The sequence below is a fragment of the Brevundimonas vesicularis genome (genome assembly GCF_027886425.1).
Classification (GTDB): Bacteria; Pseudomonadota; Alphaproteobacteria; order Caulobacterales; family Caulobacteraceae; genus Brevundimonas; species Brevundimonas vesicularis_C.
This window is the reverse complement of record NZ_CP115671.1, coordinates 2,351,865-2,374,394: the sequence shown is the minus strand read 5'-3', so window position 1 is coordinate 2,374,394 and position 22,530 is coordinate 2,351,865. Positions and strand designations below refer to the sequence as shown.

Below are 22,530 nucleotides of genomic sequence, written 5' to 3'. Positions count from 1 at the left end.
TCGCCCGGCAAGGGCGAGGGAAGTCGCTATTGTCCTCGACACATAGCTGAAAAAGAAAAATCCCCGGCTGCGAGCAACCGGGGACTTTTCATACGGGGCTGAGCTGTGGCCTACGGCGTGAAGTCGATGGTGCGTTCGAAGGGGGCGTCGACAGGGCGGCCGCGATCCATGATCGGCGTGACCTCGGCGCCATTCATTAGGGCCAAGGCGGCTTCGCCAAAGCCCATGCCCGGGCGGCTTTCTTCCAGCACGACGCAGTCGGTGACGTGGCCCGACGCCAAGGCGGTGCAACGTAGCCGCACGCTGAAGCGGTCGGTGCTCTCGGCCTTGGGCGCGACGGCGCGTTCGATGGCGGGTTGAGGCGCAGTGTACAAGGCCGCATCCTTTAGCAGCGGTCCAGTCGGGGCGCCCAGCAGGGCCGTCATCAATGTCAGGCTGAAGGTCAGTGTCATGGCAGGCCTCGTTCGTCTTCTATTAAGATTTGAACGAGGCCTCCGTTCCCCGAACTTTCAAAAACGGGTGGGTGTGTGCGGCGCACCACACTTCGATTTCTCTGCCGAAGTCAGAATGGCCTCAAGCTGGACTGTTGTTCTTGGCACAGGGTCTTCAGCCACGAACGCACGGTGCGCAGACGCGCGGTGTCGTGGACGTCGCGGTGGGTGGCTAGCCAGAAGCGACGTTCGATCAGGATCGACGGCAGCACGCGCACCAGACCCTCGGCCAGGAAGCACGGGAGGACGCCGACGCCGCCCCCGGCGGCGATGATCTCCCACTGCGCCCGGATCGAAGACGAGGCGACGTGGGGCGCGAGGCCTGGCTGGACCTCGTCAAGATAGCGGAGCTCGGGCGCGTAGATCAGATCGTCGATATAGCCGACGATGTCGAAGCGGCTCAGGTCTTCGACGGTCTTCGGAACGCCGTTGCGGTGAAGGTGACCGGGCGAGGCGTAGAGGGCCAGCTGATACGGCGTCAGCGGCTCGACGATCAGGCGTGCGGCGTGCGGCGCGGCCAGGGTGATCGCCATGTCGACCTCTCGGCGCGTCGGGGACAGGAAGCCTGAGGTGGCCGCCAGCTCGATTCTGAGGCCCGGATGGGCCAGACGCAGCGCGGGCAGGGCGGGGGCCATCAGCGTGACGCCAAACCCTTCGGACGCGCTGACGCGCACCACACCGGCGGGCGCGTCGGGCTGGGTCACGCGGCCGGCGGCCTCCATCGCGCTTTCGGCCTCCAGACCGATATCGAGCAGCTGGGCGCCGGCGGCGGTCAGCTGAAGCCCGGTGGTCGAGCGGACAACCAGGGTGGATTTCAGCGCGCTTTCCAGCCGGGCGACCCGACGCCCGACCGTGGCGGCGTCGACGCCCAATCGCTGCGCCGCGCCGCCCAGCGAGCCTGCGCGCGCCGCAGCGATGAAGATGCGAAGATCGTCCCAGTCGTACATGGCCATCTAGTCATCTTGCAAAAACGCAGAATGTTGCCTGCAACTTTGCATTATCGACCCGCGCGCAGGGGTGATAGCCATAGCCGCAACAAAAGAACCAACAGGGACACCCAGGCCATGCGCGACATTAGCCACTTCATCGACGGTGCGGCTTTCGACGGCGCGTCCGGACGCTTCAGCGACGTGTTCAATCCCAACACCGGGGATGTACAGGCTCGCGTGCAACTGGCGACGACGGGCGAGGTCGATCGTGCGGTCCAGGCGGCGCAGAACGCCTTTGACGGTTGGGCCTCGACCAATCCCCAGCGCCGCGCACGCGTCATGTTCGACTTCAAACGCCTGGTCGAGGCGCGGATGGACGAACTGGCCGAACTGCTGTCCAGCGAGCACGGCAAGGTCATCGCCGACTCCAAGGGCGACATCCAGCGCGGCCTGGAAGTGATCGAGTTCGCCTGCGGCATCCCGCACGCGCTGAAGGGCGAATACACCCAAGGCGCCGGCCCCGGCATCGACGTCTATTCGATGCGCCAGCCGCTGGGCGTGGTGGCGGGCATCACCCCGTTCAACTTCCCGGCCATGATCCCGATGTGGATGTTCGGCGTGGCCATCGCCGTGGGCAATACTTTCGTGCTGAAGCCGTCCGAGCGCGATCCGTCGGTGCCGGTGCGTCTGGCCGAACTGATGCTGGAAGCGGGGGCGCCGAATGGCGTGCTGAACGTGGTGCACGGCGACAAGGCAGCGGTCGACGCCATCCTGACCCATCCGCTGGTTCACGCTGTCAGCTTCGTCGGTTCGTCCGACATCGCACACTATGTCTATCAGACGGGCGCCGCCAATCATAAGCGCGTCCAGGCCATGGGCGGCGCCAAGAACCACGGCATCGTCCTGCCCGACGCCGACATGGATCAGGTGATCAAGGATCTATCCGGCGCGGCCTATGGCTCGGCGGGCGAACGCTGCATGGCGCTGCCGGTCGTGGTGCCGGTCGGCAAGAAGACGGCCGACGAACTGCGCGAGCGGATGGTCGCCGAAATCCCCTCGATGCGGGTCGGCGTCTCGACCGATGCGGGCGCCCACTATGGCCCCGTCGTCACAGCTCAGCATCGCGAGCGTGTCGCGGGCTGGATCGAAAAGGGCGTGCAGGAAGGTGCCGAACTGGTCGTCGACGGTCGCGACTTCAGCCTGCAAGGTCACGAGAAGGGTTATTTCATCGGCCCGTCGCTGTTCGACCATGTGAAGCCCGAGATGTCGTCCTATCAGGAGGAAATCTTCGGTCCGGTGCTGCAGATCGTCCGCGCCGAGACGTTCGAGGAGGCGCTGGCCCTGCCGTCGAACCACCAATACGGCAACGGCGTCGCCATCTTCACCCAGAACGGCCGCGCGGCGCGCGACTTCGCAGCCCGGGTCAATGTCGGCATGGTTGGGATCAATGTGCCGATCCCGGTGCCGGTCGCCTACCATACCTTCGGCGGCTGGAAACGTTCGGCCTTTGGCGACATCAACCAGCACGGCATGGAGGGCGTCCGCTTCTGGACCAAGACCAAGACCGTGACGGCCCGCTGGCCGGACTCGGCGCTGGAGCATTCGGACAGCTCGTTCGTCATTCCGACGATGCGCTGAGGCCGACATGGATTTCGCTCTCAACGACGATCAGCGCGCCATTCAGGACGCCGCCCGCGCCTTCGCCGAGGCCGAACTGGCGCCCCATTCGGCCCGCTGGGACGAGGACAAGCATTTCCCCGTCGAGGTGATGAAACAGGCGGCCGAGATGGGCTTCTGCGGCATTTACACCGGCGAGGAGCACGGCGGCATGGCGCTCGGCCGGGTCGAGGCGGCGGTGATTTTCGAAGAGCTGTCGCGAGGCGACGTGGCGACGGCGGCCTTCATCTCGATCCACAACATGGCGACGTGGATGATCGATCGCTTCGGGTCGCACGACCTGCGCGGCCGGTTCGTGCCGTCGCTGGTCGGTATGGATAAGATCGCTTCCTATTGCCTGACCGAGCCGGGCTCGGGGTCGGATGCAGCGGCGCTGCGGACCACGGCCGTGCGCGACGGCGACCACTATGTGCTGAATGGGTCCAAGGCCTTCATCTCCGGCGCAGGCACGTCCGACGTCTATGTCGCCATGGTCCGCACGGGCGGCGAGGGTCCGAAGGGCGTCAGCGCGATCGTGGTCGAGGCCGGCACCCCCGGCCTGTCGTTCGGCGCGCAGGAAAAGAAGATGGGCTGGAACGCCCAGCCGACCGCCATCGTCCAGTTCGACGACTGCCGCGTGCCGGTCGCCAATCTTCTGGGCGAGGAGGGAGCGGGTTTTCGCTACGCCATGGCCGGTCTGGACGGCGGTCGGCTGAACATCGCCGCCTGTTCGCTGGGCGGGGCGCGGCTGGCGCTGGAGACGGCGCAGGAGTACGTCGCCACCCGCAAACAGTTCGGCCGACCGATCGGCGAGTTCCAGGCGCTGCAGTTCCGACTGGCGGACATGGCCACGGACCTGGAGGCGGCGCGACTGATGGTGCTGCGCGGCGCCTGGGCCATCGATACCGACCATCCGGAAAAGACGAAGTGGTGCGCCATGGCCAAGCGCCTGGCCACCGACGCCTGTTTCCAGATCGCCGACGAGGCCCTGCAACTGCACGGCGGCTATGGCTATCTGAAGGACTATCCGCTGGAACGGATCGTGCGCGACCTGCGGGTTCACCGCATTCTGGAAGGCACCAACGAGATCATGCGGGTGATCATCGCACGGGAGATGACCAAGTGAGCGACGCCGAAGTCATCACCCGCATCGAAAATGGCATCGGTCGCATCACGCTCAACCGGCCAAAGGCGATCCATGCGCTGAACCGGGCGATGTGCGAGACGATGACGGAGGCGCTGCTGGCCTGGAGCGGCGACGCAACCGTCCAATCTGTGCTGATCGACCACGCCGGCGAGCGGGGTTTTTGCGCGGGCGGCGACATTCGCATGATCGCCGAAAGCGGTGCTGGCGATGCGTCGGAGGCCAAGGCCTTCTTCCTGGCCGAGTACCGGTTGAACCACCTGATGTTCGACTATCCCAAGCCGATCATCGCCATTGTGGACGGCATCGTCATGGGCGGCGGTGTAGGCATTTCCGAGCCGGCCGACATTCGTGTGGCGACCGAGCGCACCACCTACGCCATGCCCGAGACCGGAATCGGCTTGTTCCCCGACGTTGGCGGCGGCTGGTTCCTGCCGCGACTGCCGGGACAGACCGGCGTCTGGCTGGCGCTGACAGGCGCGCGGCTGAAGGCGGCCGATACAGTGGCCCTGGGCATCCATACACATTTTGTAGCGACCAGCGATCTGATCGATTTGATTGAATCGATTGGCTACCATCCTCATGATCCAAAGGCGGAGGCCGATGCTTGGGCTAGCGATCCCGGCCCGTCGTCGCTGATGCAGCACCGCGAGCTCATCGACCGGCTGTTCGCCTTCGACACGGTTGAGGAGATTTTCCAGGCGCTTGAGGCGGACGGCACGGACTGGGCGCTGAAGCAGCTGGAAACCCTGAAGACCAAATCGCCACAGTCGCTGAAAGTCTCGCTGCGTCAGATCCGCACGGGCGCAACGCTGAACAGCTTCGCCGACAATATGGCGATGGAATACGCCTTGGGCGGCCGCGTGGTGCGCACCCAAGATTTCCAGGAAGGCGTGCGGGCCGTGATCGTGGACAAGGACAATGCGCCGAAATGGTCCCCGGCGGACCTGTCGGGCGTTACCGACGAGACGCTGGATGCGTTGTTCGCGCCGCTGCCGGATAATGAAAAATGGACGCCGCTGGCCTGACCACGGCGCCGACAAAGGGAGAGACACCATGACCAAGATCGCCTTCATCGGCCTGGGCAATATGGGCGGCGGCATGGCCGCGAACCAGGCCAAGGCAGGCCATGCGGTCGCCGCCTTCGATCTGTCGGCGCAGGCGCTGGAACGGGCGGTGACGGCCGGTTGCGTCGCGGCTGGATCGGTCGCCGATGCGGTCAAGAACGCCGAGGTGGTCATCACCATGCTGCCGGCCGGGCCGCACGTGCTGAAGGTCTATTCCGAACAGATCATCGGCGCGGCGCCGTCGACCGCCCTGCTGCTCGACTGTTCGACCATCGACGTCGAGACGGCGCGCAAGGTCGCCGGTCTTGCCAAATCGGCCGGCTACGCCTTTGCCGACGCGCCCGTGTCAGGCGGCACCGCGGCGGCGGATGCGGGCACGCTGGCCTTCATGGTCGGTTGCGACGAGGGCGACTTCGACCGCGTCGAGGCGGCGCTGGAGCCGATGAGCCGCATCACCATCCGCGCGGGCGATCATGGGGCGGGGCAGGCGGCCAAGATCTGCAACAACATGCTGCTCGGCATCTCCATGCTGGGCACCTGCGAGGCCATCGCCCTGGCTGAGAAGCTGGGCCTGGATCCCGAACGATTCTTCGAGATCGCGTCCAAGTCGTCGGGCCAATGCTGGAGCGTGACCAGCTACTATCCCTGGCCTGGCCCGGTGCCCACCGCGCCGTCCAACCGCGACTATCAGGGCGGGTTCGCCACGGCCATGATGTTGAAGGACCTGAAGCTGGCCCAGGACGCGGCGGCGAAATCCGGTGCCTCGACGCCGTTGGGCGCACAGGCCGAGGCGCTTTACGCCCTGTTCGACGGGATCGGGCACGGCGGCCGCGATTTCTCCGCCATGCTGCAGATGCTGCGCGGCAAGCTGGATGAGCTTAACCCGGCATAGATTCTTCTTTCGCATTGTGATTGCGGCCCGTGCAGCTTCGGCGGCGCGGGCCTTTTCGTATGCGGCCGCGGCCGCGACGCTGATCGCTACGGCTGGTGCGACCAAGGCGCGCGCCTGCCGTGTTCGCCTTATTCCGTTCGCCGGAATGAGCCTGAGAAGAGTGAAGTCAAAGCAGTAACTTAGCTCTCGCTGACCGTTGAGGCGGCTCTAGCAAAGATCGAAAATCGCCTGAAATGCGGCTGAACGGTGCTTGCGGCGCACATTGCTCCTGTGTCATGTAACCGCTTACATCGCTTATCGACGGATCTTCGAGAAGGGGCCGGGACGGTAGGGAGCAGGGAGAATCCGATTGGACATGGCCGCGCCCAGCGCTGCGTCTGCACGGCAGGAGGGTCCGCCCTTCGCCAAGGCCGCCACCATGCGCGACGTGGCCGAGCGCGCCCAGGTGTCGGTGGCCTCGGTCTCTCGCGTGCTGAACGGTTTGGGCGTCACCTCGGACGCGACGCGCCAGCGCGTGCTCGATGCGGTCGAAGACCTTCGCTACGTCCCGCACTTCGGCGCCCGCAGCCTGTCGACCAGCAAGAACGACACCATCGGCGTCATCCTGCCGGATCTGTTCGGCGAGTTCTTCTCGGAGCTGATCCGGGGCATGGACCTGGCCGCGCGGGCGCACGGCAAGCATCTGATCGTCTCCAGCTCGCATGACGGCGTCGAAGATACTCTGGCCGCCGTCCGGTCGATGCGCGGGCGAGTGGACGGCATGATCGTGCTGTCGCCGCATCTGGGCGCGGCGAACCTGACGTCGGAGTTCGCTGGGCGAATGCCGGTCCTGCTGATGAACGGCGGCGCGGCCGAGGCGGGCCGGGCCTCCATCGTCATCGACAACCACGGCGGCGCGGTCGGCGCCGTCGAACACCTGAAATCCATCGGCCGTCGCCGCATCGCCCACATCCGAGGCGCCGCCGGCAACGTCGAGGCCGACACGCGCGCGGCCGGCTATGCGGCGGCGCTGGACGGTCATGCCCCGATCATCGTCGAGGGCGACTTCTCCCAGGCCTCGGGCCACCGCGCCGCGACCCGACTGCTGGCCATGCCGGAGCGGCCCGACGCCGTCTTCGCCGCCAACGACATGATGGCCGTCGGCGCCTTGCTGGCCTTCCAGGAGGCGGGCGTGCGCTGCCCCGAAGACATCGCCGTCGTCGGCTTCGACGACGTGCCCATCGCCGCCCTGATGCGGCCCGCGCTGACCACCATGCGCGTCAACATTGCGGAAATCGGCCGTCGAGGCGTCGAACGCCTGATCGGCCTGGTCCAGTCCGGCCACAGCGCCGAGGCTCCGGACACCGCTTGCGAAATCGTTCGGCCGATCCTGGTCGAACGCCAGTCCACCGCGGCGGCATCGTCCGCCAGGTTCAACAAAGGGTAGGCCAGCCATGTCGCTGACAACCGATCCCATCAGGAGGGGAGAGCCCAGGATGACCCGGTTCAACACGCGTAAGGCCGCCTTGGCCGCCGCATCGGCGCTAGCCATCAGCATGGCGGTCGTCGGCGGCGCGCGGGCGCAGGTCGCGACCTCGACGATCCGAGGCAATGTGACGGACGGCGCAACGGTCGAGGCCGGCGCCACCATCGTCGCCCGCAACGTCGCCTCCGGCTTCACCAGCCGCACCACGGCGAACGCGCAGGGCGGCTATACACTGTCGGGCCTGCGTCCCGGCACCTATGAGATCACGGCGACGACGGCCGAAAATGAGACGGCGTCGGACACGGTCTCCATCGGCGTCGGCCAGGTCGGCAACCTGGATTTGGCCGTGGCAGGCGCAGCGGCCGGCGCGGCTGACGCCAGTGCGGCCAACCTGGGCGACATCGTCGTGACCGGGCGTCGCTTGGTCGAGGTGCGCACGCCTGAGAACGCCACCAACGTCACGACCCAGCAAATCCAAACCCTGCCACAGATCAACCGCAACTTCCTAAACTTCGCGGCTCTGGCGCCGGGCGTGCGGGTCGGAACCAACGAGTCCGAAGTTCAGATCACCGCCGGTGGTCAGCGGGCGGAATCCGTCAACGCCTTCATCGACGGCGCCAGCCTGAAGTCGAACATTATCGCCGGGGGCATCGTCGGTCAGGACGACAGCCGCGGCAATCCGTTCCCGCAGGCGGCCGTCCAGGAATTCCGCGTTGTCAGCCAGAACTTCAAGGCTGAATACGAGCAGGCCTCGTCAGCCATCATCACGGCCGTGACGCGCTCCGGCACCAACGAGTTCCACGGCGAAATCTTCGGCACTTATCGGGACCAAGATTTCATCAAGCAAGACGAGTTTTCGCGTGCGGCAGGCCGTGAAAAGCCCGCGCTCGAAGTTCAGCAATACGGCGCCGCTCTGGGCGGGCCGATCATTCAAGACAAGCTGCACTTCTTCGGCAGCTATGAGCACAAGCAAGAAAATCGCGCAGCTGCCGTGACGCTAGGCCGTCAGAACCCGGCCTATGTCGGTCAGTTCGGTCAATATATCGGCACCTTCGCCACGCCGTTCGAGGAAGACCTTTACTTCGGCAAACTGAGCTTCCAGCCGGCAGAGGGGCATCTCATTGATCTGAGCGTCACCTATCGAGACGAAGCAGATGTGACGGGCGTCGGCGGCGCAAACTCCATCGAACGCGCAAGCGGTCTGCAGCAGACGACCAAGAGCGCCAATCTACGTTATCAATGGCAGGGCGACGGCTTCCTGAACGAGTTGGCAGTCGATTACCGCAATTATAATTACAACCCGACCGCTGTGAACTTCGACCAGATCGGCCGGAGCTATCGCATCTTCGAAAACGGCTATGATCCGTTCGGCGGCGTCTCCATCTTGAACATTGGTGGATCCGGCAGCCGTCAGGACATCAGCGACAACGCGCTGACCATCCGCAACGATCTGACGTTCAACGACATCCAGTTCAACGGTAATCACACGATCAAGCTGGGCGCCAAGGTCAGCCGCCAAGACTATGAGGTCGTCAAGGAGTTCGGCCGTAATCCCGAGTTCTTCTATGACCTAAACGGCACAGCCAGCGGCAATGCCGCCGTCCCGTATCGTGTTCAACTGGGCAACGAATTCCCCACGGTTGACCTGACCAACACCGTCATCGGCCTGTACGCGCAGGACGACTGGCAGATCACGGACAAGCTTGAACTGAATTTGGGTCTGCGCTGGGACTACGAGACCAACGCCGATAACAAGAAGTATGTCACGCCCGCTTCGGTGGTCGCAGGGCTCAACCAGTGGATCGCTTCGACCGATGGCGGCAAGCCTGCCGGCTATGCGCCGAGCTGGTTCCACATCAACGACTACATCTCGACCGGCGACAATCGTGACCCGTTCAAAAAGGCCTTCCAGCCTCGCATTGGCTTCTCGTATGATGTCTTCGGCGATCGCAGCACAGTTCTGTTCGGCGGCGCCGGTCGCTATTATGATCGCGTGCAGTTCAACTTCGCCTTCGACGAACTGGCCAAGCCTTTCGACTTCACGCAAAACGTCTTCTTCTCGACTACAGGGCGCCCGGCCGGCGTGGCGGACGGAAGCTCGGCAGATCCGATCCTGTGGAATGCGTCCTACGAGACCACGGCTGGACTTGACGCCATCCTGGCGAACATCCCGGCCAAGGGTGAAGCCTTTCTGCTCAAGAACGACTTCGAACCGCCCCGCACGGATCAGTTCAACCTGGGTGTGCGTCAAAGGGTCGGCGATTGGCAGACCGAGTTCACCCTCGCCTACGGCAAGACCGAAAACGAGTTCACCTGGCAGTATCTGAACCGCTGCCGTGAACCAACGCGCGGCAATGACGGCAATGGTTTCGGCGACAACGGCGGCTTCTGCGGCCCGGGCGGCACGAACCCCTACCGCTCATATCTGGTGTCCGATCACAACAAGGAGCGGACGTTTAAGGCGCTCTACGTCAAGCTGGACAAGGGCTACACGCGTGACTCCGGTTGGGGCGTCAACATCGCCTATACGCTGTCCAAGGCGGAACAGAACGGCGGCAATGACAACTTCTGCTTCGACTGCTTCTCGGTGGAAAGCTCGCCGATGCGTTCGTCGGCAAACGACGAACGTCATCGTATCGTGGCCAACGGCATCGTTGATCTGCCGCTCGATTTCCAGCTGTCCGGCATTCTGACCTTGGGTTCCGGCACGCCCTTTGATGTGTTTGACGGACGCGGTGCCAACTTCGTTTATCGCCCTTATGGCGCCTATCCGGAGAAGGAGCAGTTCTTCCTGCCGAACGCCTTCGCCTATCGGAACCTCGATCTCCGTTTGACGAAGAACTTCGACGTGCCGGGCGCTGGTGAGCTGTCGGTCTATGTGGACGCCATCAACGTGTTCAACTTCAAGAACTACAATGGCTTTGACGGTGGCACGGGTTCGGCGACGAACCCGAACCCGAACTTTGGCCGCCCGAGTTCAGTGCTGTTCCCGACGCGGACTTTCCAGATCGGCGCCCGCTACGCCTTCTAAATCCTGAGCCTGGGCCGCCTCGTGCTTGTTGCGAGGCGGCCTTTCTTTTTCGATTGAGACCCAGTGAGCGTGCCCATGAATCGTCGAAACTTCCTGATGCGGACCACCACAGGCGCGGCGACTCTGGCCGTTGGATTTCCGGTGATGGCGGCGGCGCAGCAGGCGGCGGCGACGGGGGCGGTCAATGGGACGCAGAGACGGCCGATGCGGCTGGATCAGGAGATCGAGGAGCTTCAGGAGCGGACGTTCCGTTGGTTCGAGAAGGTCACGGATCGCAAGACCGGCCTGACGCCGGATCGCTGGCCGACGCCGTCCTTCTGTTCGGTGGCGGCTGTCGGGTTCGCCCTGACCTGCTGGCCGGTGGGCGTCGAGCGCGGCTGGATGAGCCGGGCCGAGGCGCGAGAGCGGACCCTGACGACGCTACGCTTCTTCCATGATTTGCCGCAGGGCCCGGAGGCCAGCGGCACGGCGGGGTACAAGGGCTTCTTCTACCACTTCCTGGATATGGAGACCGGGCTGCGTTTCGCGCAGAACGAGCTCTCCACCGTCGACACGGCGCTGCTGATCGGCGGCATGCTGTTCGCCGCCCGCTACTTCGACGGCCGTCATGAGGACGAGGCGGAAATCCGTCAGAAGGCCCAGGCCATCTATGAACGGATCGAATGGCCGTGGGCCGTGATCCGCGACAACCGCATCACCATGGGCTGGCACCCCGAGAGCGGCTTCATTCCGTCCGACTGGCACGTCTACAACGAAGGGATGCTGGTCTTGCTGCTGGCCATCGGCAGCCCGACCCATCCGGTGTCGGTCAATGTCTGGCACGAATGGGCGGCCAGTTACGACGAGAGCTGGACCGATCGCTGGGGCAGCTGGCACCTGAATTTCGCGCCCATATTCGGGCATCAGTACAGCCATATGTTCATCGACTTCCGCGGCATTCAGGACGCCTGGATGCGGGGGCAGTCGGCCCAGCTGGGCGAATACTTGGACTATTTCGAAAACAGCCGCCGCGCCGTCTACGCCCAGCAGAAGTACGCTCACGACAATCCGGGCGGCTGGGCGGGCTATTCGTCCGAGGTCTGGGGCCTGACGGCCTGCGACGGGCCGGGCGATTTCAAACAGATCATCGACGGCAAGGAGCGCGAGTTCTTCAGCTATTCCGCTCGCGGTCCGGGCGAGCGCGACGACGGCACCATCGCGCCGACGGCGGCGGCCAGCTCCATCGCCTTCGCGCCCGAGATCGTCGTGCCCTGCGTCAAGGCGATGAAGGCGCGCTATGGCGCGGGCGTCTATACCGAGTGGGGTTTCCTCGACAGCTTCAATCCGACACTGACGGTGCGCGACGGACCGCTGCAGCACGGCAAGATCGTGGACGGCGTGGGTTGGGTGGACGGCGACTATCTGGGCATCGACCAGGGGCCGATCGTCATCATGACCGAGAACCACAGGTCCGAGTTCGTCTGGCGCTATATGCGCGGCGAGCCCAATATCCGCCGCGCGCTCGACATCGCGGGCTTCACCGGCGGCTGGATGAACGGATGAGTTTGACGGCCCACAGACGCAGCGCGCTGGCCCTGATGGCGGGAGGGGCGGCTGCGGCCTGCACCCCGCGCCGTGATGGCGAGACCGTGCTGAGCTTCTGGGCCATGGGCAATGAGGGTGGGACGGTGGGCCAGTTGATGCCCGAGTTCGAGCGCCGCAATCCGGGCGTCCGCGTCTCGGTCCAGCCCCTGCCGTGGACGGCCGCGCACGAAAAGCTGCTGACCGCCTATGCCGGGGCCTCGCTGCCGGACGTCAGCCAGATCGGCAATACCTGGGTGGCGGAGCTGACCGCCATCGGCGCCCTGTCGCCGACCCCGGCTGAGGCCGCGAACCTGCTGACCGATCAGTTTCCGGCGGTGCTGGAGACCAACGAAATCGCCGGCCGCGCCATGACCACACCCTGGTATGTCGACACACGGCTTTTGTTCTATCGCAAGGATCTGCTGGCGCGGGCCGGCTTCGACGCGCCGCCCGAAGACTGGGCCGAGTGGAAGCGGGCCATGCATGCGATCAAGCGTGTGGCGGCCGGCGACAACTACGCCATCTTGCTGCCGTTGAACGAGTTCGAGCAGCTTCTGACCTTCGGGCTTCAGATCGATGAGCCGCTGCTGAGGGATCGGGATACGCGCGGAAACTTCTCCAACCCCGGCTTCGTCGCGGCCTTGGCCTTCTACCGCAGCCTGTTCGACGAGCAGTTGGCGCCGCTGGCCTCGTCGACCCAGATTTCCAACGTCTGGACCGAGTTCGCCAGGGGCTATTTCAGCTTCTACTTCTCGGGCCCGTGGAGCGTGGGCGATTTCCGCAGCAAGCTGCCCGCGTCGTTCCAGCCGAACTGGGCCACGGCGGGCGTGCCGGGACCGAACGGCCTAGGTGCCTCGGCGCCGGGCGGGTCCAGCCTGGCGGTCTTCAAATCCTCCCCGCACCAGGAGGCGGCCTGGGCCCTGGTCCGCTATCTGTCCGAACCGGCGGTGCAGGCCCGGTTCAATACCATCGTCGGCGATCTGCCCGCACGCCAGAGCGCCTGGGACATCGCGGGCGTGGAGCGCGACCCCATGCTGGCGCCGTTTCGTGGCCAGCTGGCGCGCGCCAAGGCCGTGCCCAAGGTGCCGGAATGGGAGCGGATCGTCACGGAGATGCAGATCGTCGCCGAACGGATGGTGCGTGGCGAATATACGCCTGAGACCGCCGCCGCCGAGATCGACCGTCGCGCCGATCGCCTGCTGGAAAAACGCCGCTGGATGATGGAACAGGGCAGGGCCGTATGACCGTCGCCGATCCGACATTGTCGAAGGCGGGGGCCAGCGTTAAGCCGTCGCGTGGACGCGGCGCGCGCGAGCGGGCCGCCTGGGCCTTCGTCGCCCCGGCCATGCTCGCCATCGGCCTGTTCTTCGCCATTCCGGTGATCGCGGCCCTGCTGCTCAGCCTGACCGACTTCGACATCTACGCCCTGGCGAACCTGGACAACCTGCGTTTCGTGGGCTTGCAGAACTATGAGCGGCTGCTGACCAATCCCCTGTTCTGGGGGGCGATGAAGAACACCCTGACCTTCGCCGTCCTCGGCGTGCCCCTGTCCATCGCCGCGTCCCTGGCGGCGGCGGTGATCCTGAACGCGCGGGTCGTGAAGTGGCGGCCGATCTGGCGGGTGATGTTCTTCGCCCCCTATGTCACGACTTTGGTCGCGACGGCGGTGGTCTGGCGCTATCTGCTGCACACCCGCTACGGCGTCATCAACTGGGGGCTGGAGAGTCTCGGCCTGCCGGCCGTGGATTGGCTGGGCGACCCATCGACCTCCATTCCGGCGATCCTGATGTTCGTGGTCTGGAAGATCTTCGGATACAATATGCTGATCTTCCTGGCGGTGCTTCAGACCGTGCCGGACGATCTGTACGAGGCCGCGCGCATCGACGGCGCCGGGTCGTGGAAGCAGTTCCGCCATGTGACCCTGCCGGCCATCGCTCCAACCATGCTGCTGGTCTCGATCATCTCGGTCGCCAGCTTCTTCCAGCTGTTCGCCGAACCCTATGTGATGACGCAGGGCGGACCGGCCCAGAGCACGGTGACGGTGCTCTACTTCATGTACGAAGAGGGCTTCAAATGGTGGAACCTGGGCTCCGCCAGCGCCGTCGCCTTCGTCCTGTTCCTGTGCATCCTGGCGATCACCCTGGTCCAGTTGGCGGTCGCCAAGCGCGTAGGGGCGTATCAATGAAAATCCGCGCCATCCTGCTCAACCTCGCCGTCGCGCTGATCGCCCTGATCGTCCTGTTCCCGCTGGTCTGGATGGTGTCGGTCAGCTTCATGGCGACCGGCGAGGCGGCCGTCTTCCCGCCGCCGCTGCTGCCGTCACATTGGACGCTGGAGCATTATCGCGACCTGTTCCTTAACCAAGGCATGGGGCGGTATCTCTGGAACAGCTTCGCCCTGGCGACACTGGCGACCATCCTGGCGCTGGGGTTCACGGTTCCGGCCGGCTACGCCTTCGCCAAGCTGAAGTTCGCCGGGCGTGAGCGGCTATTCCAGTTCCTGGTCGCCGCCCTGGTGGTGCCGGCCCAGATCGGCACCCTGCCGTTGTTCCTGATGCTGAAGGGGATGGGGCTGGTGAATACCTACGCCGGGGCGTTGGTGCCATGGCTGGCGTCGATCTTCGGCCTGTTTCTGGTGCGCCAGTATGCGCTGAGCATTCCCGACGAGATGCTGGAGGCCGCGCGGATCGACGGCGCCAGCGAGGGCCAGATCTTCCGCCGCGTCGTGCTGCCGACCTTGCAGCCGATCATCGTGACACTGGGCCTGTTCGTCTTCCTGGGCAGCTGGAACGACTTCCTGTGGCCCCTGATCATCCTGACGGATCAGTCGAACTATACCCTGCCGGTGGCGCTGGCGGCCCTGTCGCGCGAGCATGTGCAGGACATCGAACTGATGATGGCCGGCGCCGTCGTCACGGTCGCACCCGTGCTGATCCTCTTCCTCGCCCTGCAACCCTACTACATCCGCGGCATGCTCGCGGGCAGCGTGAAGGGCTGACCAGAACTGCGAGTTTCGATGCGTAATCTCCTGCTGGCCGCCGCCTCGGTCCTGACCCTCGCCCTGGCCGCGCCCGTCGTCGCCCAGGAGACGCGCGTCCTCGACAGCATGGACGACGCGGCGCGGTGGGAGGCCAGCGCCTCGACCGACGTTCACGCCGCCGTCTCCGCCGTCGCCGGCCATGACGGGAAAGCGGTGCGGCTCGATTACGATTTCGACGGCAAGGCGGGTTATGCGGTGCTCAGCCGGCCGCTGCCGTTCGAACTGCCCGACAACTACGAGATCAGCTTCTGGGTGCGGGGCGCCGGGCCGACCAATACCTTCGAGGTCAAGCTGACCGACGCCTCCGCCGACAATGTCTGGTGGAAGCAGACGGCCCGCTACGACTTTCCCGATGGCTGGACCAAGTTCGTCATCAAACGCCGTCAGGTCTCCAAAGCCTGGGGGCCAAGCCCTGAAACCATTCTGCGTCGCGCCGAGCGGGTCGAGTTCGTCGTGGTCGCGGCCGAAGGTGGCAAAGGCTCGGTCGAGATCGACGAACTGACCCTGCGCGCCCTGCCGGTCGATCCCCCGGTTCCGCCCCAGCCGGTGGCCAGCGATGGACGCACGGAATCGACCGCCGCCAACGCCGTCGATCTGGACCCCAAGACCGCTTGGACCCCGCCGGTGGGGGAGGCGTCGGCCCTGACATTGGACCTGGGCTACGAGCGCGAGTTCGGCGGCCTGACCCTGCGGTGGGGCGAGCGGGGGGCGGCGAGCGACTATCGCGTTTCCACCTCTCTGGACGGACGCGACTGGCGGCCGCTGACGACAGTCACGGGCGGCAATGGCGGCATTGACTGGCTGATGACGCCCGAGGCGACGGCGCGCTGGCTGAGACTGGAACCGCTGAAGCCCGCTCCGGCGCCGGACGTGGTTGGTTCATCCGGCGCGGGCCAACGACTGGGCGCGACCCAGGCGACGACCTATGCCCTGAACGAGATCGAGGTCGAACCGCTGGCCTTCGGCGCAGATCCCACAGTGTTCCTTGAGGCGGTGGCCAAGGAGAACCGGCGCGGCCTTTATCCGCGCGGCTTCTCCGGCGAGCAGTCATACTGGACCCTGGTCGGTGTCGATGGAGGCGGCGAGAGCGGCCTGATCGGCGAGGACGGCGCCATCGAGCTGCGCCGCGCCGGACCCAGTATCGAACCCTTCGTCGTCGACAACGGCCGGCTGATCACTTGGGCCGACGTCAATATCGAACAGGGGCTGAAGGACGGCGACCTGCCGATCCCGTCCGTGACCTGGGCCGCCGACGACTGGACGCTGAAGATCACCAGCTTCGCCGACGGACCGGCCGATCAGGCGCAACTGTGGGGCCGTTACGACCTGACCAACACCTCCAGCCGGCCGCGCACTCTGACCCTGGCCCTGGCCGCGCGCCCGATGCAGGTGAATGCGCCGCGTCAGTTCCTGGCCATTCCCGGCGGCGTCAGCCCGGTGGAGACGATCGGCTGGGACGGCGCCGAACTAAAGCTGAACGACACGGTGCGGGTGCAGCCGCTGGCGACCCCGGATCAGGTCACGCTGGCGACCTTCGACGCCGGCAGCGATCCGCAGTCCCTGATCCTACCGTCCGCGCGGCGACCGGCCGTCGAGGCCCTGACAACGACGGACGCGACCGGCCTGGCCGCCGGCGCCATGACCTATGACGTCACCCTGCAGCCCGGAGAGACGCGCACGGTCGGCTGGGTCTCGCAACTGTCCGGCGAGGATCTGGCGCCCGAGCCGGTGGGGCAGGCGGGGGCTGTGCTGGAGGCGGTCGAGACCCGGCTGGCGGCCGAATGGCGCGCGAAACTGGATCGGGTGGATCTGACCCTGCCGCCCGCCGCCCAGCGGATCGAGGACGCGCTGAAATCTTCGCTGGCCCATATGCTGATGTCGCGTCAGGGGCCGATCCTGCAGCCGGGCACGCGCAGCTACAACCGCTCCTGGATCCGCGACGGGGCCATGATGGCCGAGGGGCTGAACCGGCTGGGCATGGCCGAGCATTCGGCCGACTATCTGCGCTGGTACGCCCCCTATGTGTTCGAGAACGGCAAGGTCCCGTGCTGCGTCGATGCGCGCGGCGCCGATCCGGTGCCTGAGAACGACAGCCACGGCGAATTCGTTTTCCTGGCCGCCGAGACCTATCGCTACACCAGGGACGAAGCCCTGCTGCGCCAGGTCTGGCCGCAGGTGCAGAAGGCGATCACCTATATGGACGAACTGCGCGCCTCGACCCGGACGGCGGCCTTCCAGGCGCCGGACCAGCGTTACCTGTACGGCCTCTTGCCGCCGACGATCAGCCACGAGGGTTATTCGGACAAGGCGGCCTATTCCTACTGGGACGATTTCTGGGGGCTGCTGGGCTATAAGGATGCGGTCTTCATCGCCGAGACCTTGGGCGATGCGGACGCCGCCGTCCGCTATGCGCAGGCGCGCGATCAGTTCGCCGCCAACATCCGGGCGTCGATCACGGCGACGGCGGCCCATCATGGCATTGACTGGATCGCCGGCGCTGCGGACCGGGGCGATTTCGACGCCACCTCGACCACCATCGCCCTGTCTCCAGCGGGCGAACAGGATAATCTGCCGCCCGAGCTTCTGGCGCGAACCTTTGATCGCTACTGGGAAAACTTCCAGAACCGTCTGACCAACCGCACGGCGTGGAAGGACTACACCCCCTACGAATGGCGGCTGGTCGGCGCCTATGTGCGGCTGGGTCAGAAGGACCGCGCGCTGGATGTGCTGGATTTCCTGATGGCCGACCGCAGGCCCAAGGCCTGGAACGGCTGGGCCGAGGTGGTGGGGCGGGAAAAGCGCGAGCCACGCTTCATCGGCGACATGCCGCACGCCTGGATCAGCTCGGACTATATCCGCTCGGCCTTGGACCTGTTTGCCTATGAGCGGGACCGCGACCATTCCCTGGTGCTTGCGGCGGGGGTGCCGGAGGCCTGGCTGGATACGGCAGAGGGTGTCGGGGTGCGGGATCTGCGCACCGCCTACGGGCCGCTGACCTATGGCTATCGCAAGGAACGGCAGGGGTATGTGCTGACCTTGGGCGGCGAGGCGACCCCGCCGGGCGGGTTCGTGCTGCAATGGCCGGCGGGGCAGGGGCGTCCGGAGCGGGTCCGCATCGATGGACGCGTGGCGGCGTGGGTGGGCGCTGAACTGGCCATACCGGCGGGTGCGCGGCGGGTCGAGTTGCGCTGACGAAAACCTTCCCTTCTCCCAGTGGGAGAAGGTGGCCCGAAGGGCCGGATGAGGGTCGGCCGGTGGGCCAAGTCGCTTCACCGACCCACCCTTTCGCGCAAAACCGTTCGCTACGCTCTCGGGCGCTCAAGCCCTCTCCCAATGGGAGAGGGATCAGAGTCTTTGGAACGCCTTGCCGTCCGCGTCGAACAGGTGCGCCTGTTTTGCGGGGACGTGCAGCATCAGTCGCTCGCCCGCCTTGGCGCGGAGTTCACCCGCCAGCTGAACCGTCAGCGTGTCTTCGGACGCTGGATGCTTCAGGTGCGCCATGGTCGTCGCACCCAGGGTTTCCACGAACATGACCTCGGCGGTCAGCGCATCGCCGTCGCCGGTCGTGGTCAGATGCTCGGGACGGACGCCCAAGGTGACGGCATCGCCCGGCTTGGCCGAGGCGGCGTCAACCGACACCCGGATCGTCTCGCCTGCGGACGTCTTCACCGTAGCTCCAGCAGCCGAGGCTTCCACGATCTCAGCGGCCAGCAGGTTCATCTTCGGACTGCCGATGAAGCCGGCGACGAACAGGTTGGCGGGGTGTTCGTACAGGTCCATGGGCGCGCCGACCTGTTCGATCCGACCGGCGTTCAGCACCACGATCCGGTCGGCCAGGGTCATGGCCTCGACCTGGTCATGGGTGACGTAGATCATGGTGGTCTTCAGCTCGGCGTGCAGCCGCGCGAACTCGTAGCGCATCCGAACGCGCAGGGCGGCGTCCAGGTTCGACAGTGGCTCGTCGAACAGGAAGACCTCAGGCTCGCGCACGATGGCGCGGCCGATGGCGACGCGCTGGCGCTGGCCGCCCGACATGGCCTTGGGCTTGCGATCCAGATAGTCGGTGATGCTGAGCGCCTCGGCGGCGGCGCGGACGCGTTGGTCGATCTCGCCCTTGTCCGTCTTGGCCAGCTTCAGGCCGAAGGCCATGTTCTCATAGGCCGTCATGTGCGGGTAGAGGGCATAGGACTGGAACACCATGGCGATGCCGCGGTCGGAGGGCGACAGATCGTTGACCACGCGGTCGCCGATCAGAACCTGGCCTGTCGTCGCCTCTTCCAGACCGGCGATGGTGCGCAGCAGGGTGGACTTGCCGCAGCCCGACGGGCCGACGAAGACCACGAACTCGCCGTCGGCAATCTCGAGATCGACGCCCTTCAGCACCTCGACGGCGCCGAACGCCTTTTTCACGTCGACCAGACGGACGTTCGCCATGCTTCCTGCTTTCCTGACCGTTTCTGTTTTGCCGCACCGTAACCGGTTACATCACGGGATCAATGGTGCGCGATGTCTTGCCGCCAACTGAAATTGCAAAACTGCAAAATTGGGCTTTCGCAAAATCGAAGCGCTGGATAGAAGCCGCTGCCAATCGCGGGGAGCATCCGAATGACGCAATGCAACTTCTTGATGGCGACAGCCTCGATCGCTTGGCTGGCGACGGCTGCGGCCGCCCAGACCCAGCAGGCGTCGCGTGTGGACGATGTGGTCGTCACCGGCTCCCGGATCGCGGGCGGCGAGCGGATCGCCCCGGTAGAGACTGTGGCCCGCGAAACAATCGCCGCCGCCGGCATCGCCGATGCGTCTCAGTTGGTCCGGCTGGTCACGGCCAACTCGGGTTCGGAGGCCCAGGTCGATCAGCTGAACCAGCCGCAGAGTTCGGGCACGGCGCAGTTCAACCTGCGCAATCTCGGCCTCGGCTCGACCCTAGTTCTGGTGGACGGCCAGCGCTGGACCAACAGCGCCGTGGTGGCGACGGACGGCTCGGGCTTCGTCGACATCAACTCCCTGGTTCCGATGATCGCGCTTCAGCGGGTCGAGGTGGTCAAGGACGGCGCCTCGGCGGTCTATGGCTCCGACGCAGTGGCGGGCGTGGTCAACTTTATCACCCGGCGGGGCGTGGACCGTCCCGAGATCAGCGCCAAATACGCCGTCGCCGACGGGTCGGAAGAGAGCGTGATCGAGGCGCTCGGCGGGTTCGGCCTGCTGGGCGGCGACCTGACGCTGGCGGCTTCGCATTTCCATCGCTCGGCCCTGGGTTCCGACGAGCGGGACTTCACCCAGGCCGAACGCTATGGCCGCGCCGCCTGGACGGCCGTAACCAGCTATGGCCAGCCGGGTTCCTATTTCCGACCCAGCCGCAACGGTTTTTCGCCCGACCCGGCGTGCGGCAATCCGGCGTTCGGCAGCGCCTATCTGAACTCGCCCACGGACGCCTTCTGCCGGCTGGACTATTCGGACTTCTTCGATCTGGTCCCGGAGGAGACGCGCACGCAGCTGTTCGCGGATTACCGACGACCTGTGGGCGACATGACCTTGTCGCTGCAAGGGGCGTGGTCGGCGACGAACACCATCGCGCGCCAGTCGCCGTCTCTGCCCATCCTGGCGCGGTCGCTGACGGTGCCGGCGACCCATCCCGACAATCCGTTCGGCGAGGCGGTCCTGTTTCGGGGGCGGCTGCTGGGGGCGGAGGCCGGCGCGTCGCAGGCCGAGTTCGACTATCGCACATGGCGCCTGGCCGCCGGGCTGGATGGGCGTTTCGGCAATGGCTGGACCTGGAACCTGTCGGCGACCAGCAGCCGTCAGCACGTCGCCTATGACAAGCCCGACACCATCGGCAGCGCCTTGCAGAATGCGCTGAACGGCCTGGGCGGGGCTGGCTGCAATGCCGCGACGGGCACGCCCGGCGTCGGGGGTTGCCAGTATTTGAACCCGTTTGGCAGCGCCTATCTGGGAACCGGGACGGCGAACAGCGCCGCCCTGATCGACAGCCTGATCGGCTCGACCGGCCTGCGGGGCGCGGCGACCCTGGCGACGGCGGATGCTTCGACCAGCGGCGAGGCCCTGGCCTGGGCCGGCGGGTCGGTCGATGTCGCCGTGGGCGCCCAATATCGCCGCAGCGGCTTCCGTCACGACTGGAGCGATCTGGTGAACCGGGGCGACCTGCTGACGGCGGGCGTGTCGCCGGATTTCGAGGGCGATCAGGAAGCCTTGGCCGCCTTTGCCGAAGCCCGCCTCCATCTGGGCGACCGGATCGAGGCGCAGCTGGCCGGACGCTACGAATCCTATGACGGCAACGAGGGTCGTTTCAGCCCCAAGGCCGCGATCCGTTGGGACGTCACTGACGCCCTAGCCCTGCGCGCGTCGTGGGGGCAGGGGTTCCGGGCGCCGTCGGTCTATGCCCAGTCGGGAGCGCAGGCGTCGCAGCCGTCGGTGTTCGACCGGGGCGCGTTCGTCTTCGTCAACACCCTGACCTCGGGCCGGGCCGACCTGAAGCCTGAGAAATCCGAGAGCCTCAACCTGGGCGCAGTTTGGACGCCGATCAACGGGCTGGAACTGGGCGTGGACGCCTGGCGGTTCGACTATGCTGACCAGGTGGTCAAGGAGTCGGCCCAGGCCATCATCAACCAGGCGGCGGCCGATACGGCGGCGGGGCGGACCGGCACGCAGGCCCAAAGCCGGATCACCCGCTCGCCCAGCGGCGCCCTGACCTTCGTGCAGCTGTATTTCGTCAACGCCTCGTCCATCGAGACCCAAGGGATCGACCTGTCGGCCCGCTATCGGCGCGGCCTGTGGGGCGGGGAGGCGACGGCCTCGGCGACCTGGACCTATGTGGACGCCTATGACATCCGGCTGGACGCGTCGGCCGCGAAGGTGTCGGGCGTCGGTTCGACCAACCTGAACAACATCGGCCGGTCCCTGCCGCGCAATCGCGGGGAGTTCGCCTTGGGCTGGAACAGTGGGGCGCATGCGGTGACGGCCCTGGTCCACTACACCGACGGATACGCCAACGACCGCAGCGGCATCACCGACGCCAGCATCGCCAGCCAGACGACGATCGACCTGCTCTACAGCCGCGCGATCGGCGCTGACCTGGATCTGTCGATAGGGGTTGTCAATGTGGCCGATAAGGCCCCGCCGCTGGCGCAGTTCGCCTTGGGCTATGACCCGGTCGTGGCGGATCCGCGCGGACGGGTGGTCAGCATCGGCCTGACAAAGCGGTTCTGATCGGCGGTTGCGCGGTCAATCGGGCGGTG

At 65.9% G+C, this 22,530-nt stretch carries 15 protein-coding genes; 12 read left to right on the top strand and 3 right to left on the bottom strand.

Annotated elements, in window-relative coordinates; translation table 11 throughout:
* Positions 1-110 precede the first annotated feature (110 nt).
* On the bottom strand, positions 111-452 hold the full coding sequence (locus tag PFY01_RS12205; protein ID WP_091746061.1) for a TonB family protein: 342 nt from the start codon (positions 450-452) through the stop codon (positions 111-113).
* 110 nt (positions 453-562) lie between these two features.
* Complete coding sequence (locus PFY01_RS12200) at positions 563-1,444, bottom strand: LysR family transcriptional regulator (RefSeq protein ID WP_271041466.1); 882 nt, start codon at positions 1,442-1,444, stop codon at positions 563-565.
* A gap of 111 nt (positions 1,445-1,555) precedes the next feature.
* Between PFY01_RS12200 and PFY01_RS12195 the strand changes: the two genes are divergently transcribed.
* From PFY01_RS12195 to PFY01_RS12145, 11 genes are all read left to right on the top strand, one after another.
* Positions 1,556-3,058 (top strand): CoA-acylating methylmalonate-semialdehyde dehydrogenase, encoded by a 1,503-nt coding sequence (locus PFY01_RS12195; protein WP_271041465.1) that lies wholly within the window; start codon positions 1,556-1,558, stop codon positions 3,056-3,058.
* Positions 3,059-3,065: 7 nt separating this feature from the next.
* A complete protein-coding gene (locus PFY01_RS12190; RefSeq protein WP_271041464.1) occupies positions 3,066-4,202 on the top strand; it encodes an isobutyryl-CoA dehydrogenase in 1,137 nt (378 codons plus the stop codon).
* Positions 4,199-5,248, top strand: coding sequence for an enoyl-CoA hydratase/isomerase family protein (locus PFY01_RS12185; RefSeq protein ID WP_271041463.1), 1,050 nt, complete (start codon positions 4,199-4,201; stop codon positions 5,246-5,248). The genes PFY01_RS12190 and PFY01_RS12185 overlap by 4 nt, the downstream gene beginning before the upstream one ends.
* Before the next feature lie 28 nt (positions 5,249-5,276).
* Positions 5,277-6,179 carry a 3-hydroxyisobutyrate dehydrogenase gene (mmsB, locus tag PFY01_RS12180; RefSeq protein ID WP_271041462.1) on the top strand — a complete coding sequence of 301 codons (903 nt, stop codon included), beginning with the start codon at positions 5,277-5,279 and terminating at the stop codon, positions 6,177-6,179.
* 355 nt (positions 6,180-6,534) lie between these two features.
* A complete protein-coding gene (locus PFY01_RS12175; RefSeq protein ID WP_271041461.1) occupies positions 6,535-7,605 on the top strand; it encodes a LacI family DNA-binding transcriptional regulator in 1,071 nt (356 codons plus the stop codon).
* A gap of 49 nt (positions 7,606-7,654) precedes the next feature.
* Entirely contained in the window at positions 7,655-10,675 is a 3,021-nt protein-coding gene (locus PFY01_RS12170; RefSeq protein ID WP_271041460.1) for a TonB-dependent receptor, read from the top strand.
* Positions 10,676-10,750: 75 nt separating this feature from the next.
* Positions 10,751-12,217: a glucoamylase family protein gene (locus PFY01_RS12165; RefSeq protein WP_271041459.1), complete on the top strand. Its 1,467-nt coding sequence runs from the start codon at positions 10,751-10,753 to the stop codon at positions 12,215-12,217.
* A complete protein-coding gene (locus tag PFY01_RS12160; RefSeq protein ID WP_271041458.1) occupies positions 12,214-13,482 on the top strand; it encodes a sugar ABC transporter substrate-binding protein in 1,269 nt (422 codons plus the stop codon). Before PFY01_RS12165 ends, PFY01_RS12160 begins: the two co-directional genes overlap by 4 nt.
* Complete coding sequence (locus tag PFY01_RS12155) at positions 13,479-14,423, top strand: carbohydrate ABC transporter permease (RefSeq protein ID WP_271041457.1); 945 nt, start codon at positions 13,479-13,481, stop codon at positions 14,421-14,423. Before PFY01_RS12160 ends, PFY01_RS12155 begins: the two co-directional genes overlap by 4 nt.
* Positions 14,420-15,235 (top strand): carbohydrate ABC transporter permease, encoded by an 816-nt coding sequence (locus PFY01_RS12150; protein WP_271041456.1) that lies wholly within the window; start codon positions 14,420-14,422, stop codon positions 15,233-15,235. The genes PFY01_RS12155 and PFY01_RS12150 overlap by 4 nt, the downstream gene beginning before the upstream one ends.
* An 18-nt stretch (positions 15,236-15,253) precedes the next feature.
* Positions 15,254-18,469, top strand: a complete 3,216-nt coding sequence (locus PFY01_RS12145) for a discoidin domain-containing protein (protein ID WP_271041455.1) — start codon at positions 15,254-15,256, stop codon at positions 18,467-18,469.
* 153 nt (positions 18,470-18,622) lie between these two features.
* On the opposite strand, the gene PFY01_RS12140 is transcribed toward PFY01_RS12145, so the two are convergent.
* Positions 18,623-19,711: an ABC transporter ATP-binding protein gene (locus tag PFY01_RS12140; protein ID WP_271041454.1), complete on the bottom strand. Its 1,089-nt coding sequence runs from the start codon at positions 19,709-19,711 to the stop codon at positions 18,623-18,625.
* Between the two features lie 171 nt (positions 19,712-19,882).
* On the opposite strand from PFY01_RS12140, the gene PFY01_RS12135 reads away from it, so the two are divergent.
* Positions 19,883-22,501, top strand: a complete 2,619-nt coding sequence (locus PFY01_RS12135; RefSeq protein WP_271041453.1) for a TonB-dependent receptor plug domain-containing protein — start codon at positions 19,883-19,885, stop codon at positions 22,499-22,501.
* Positions 22,502-22,530: the final 29 nt, after the last annotated feature.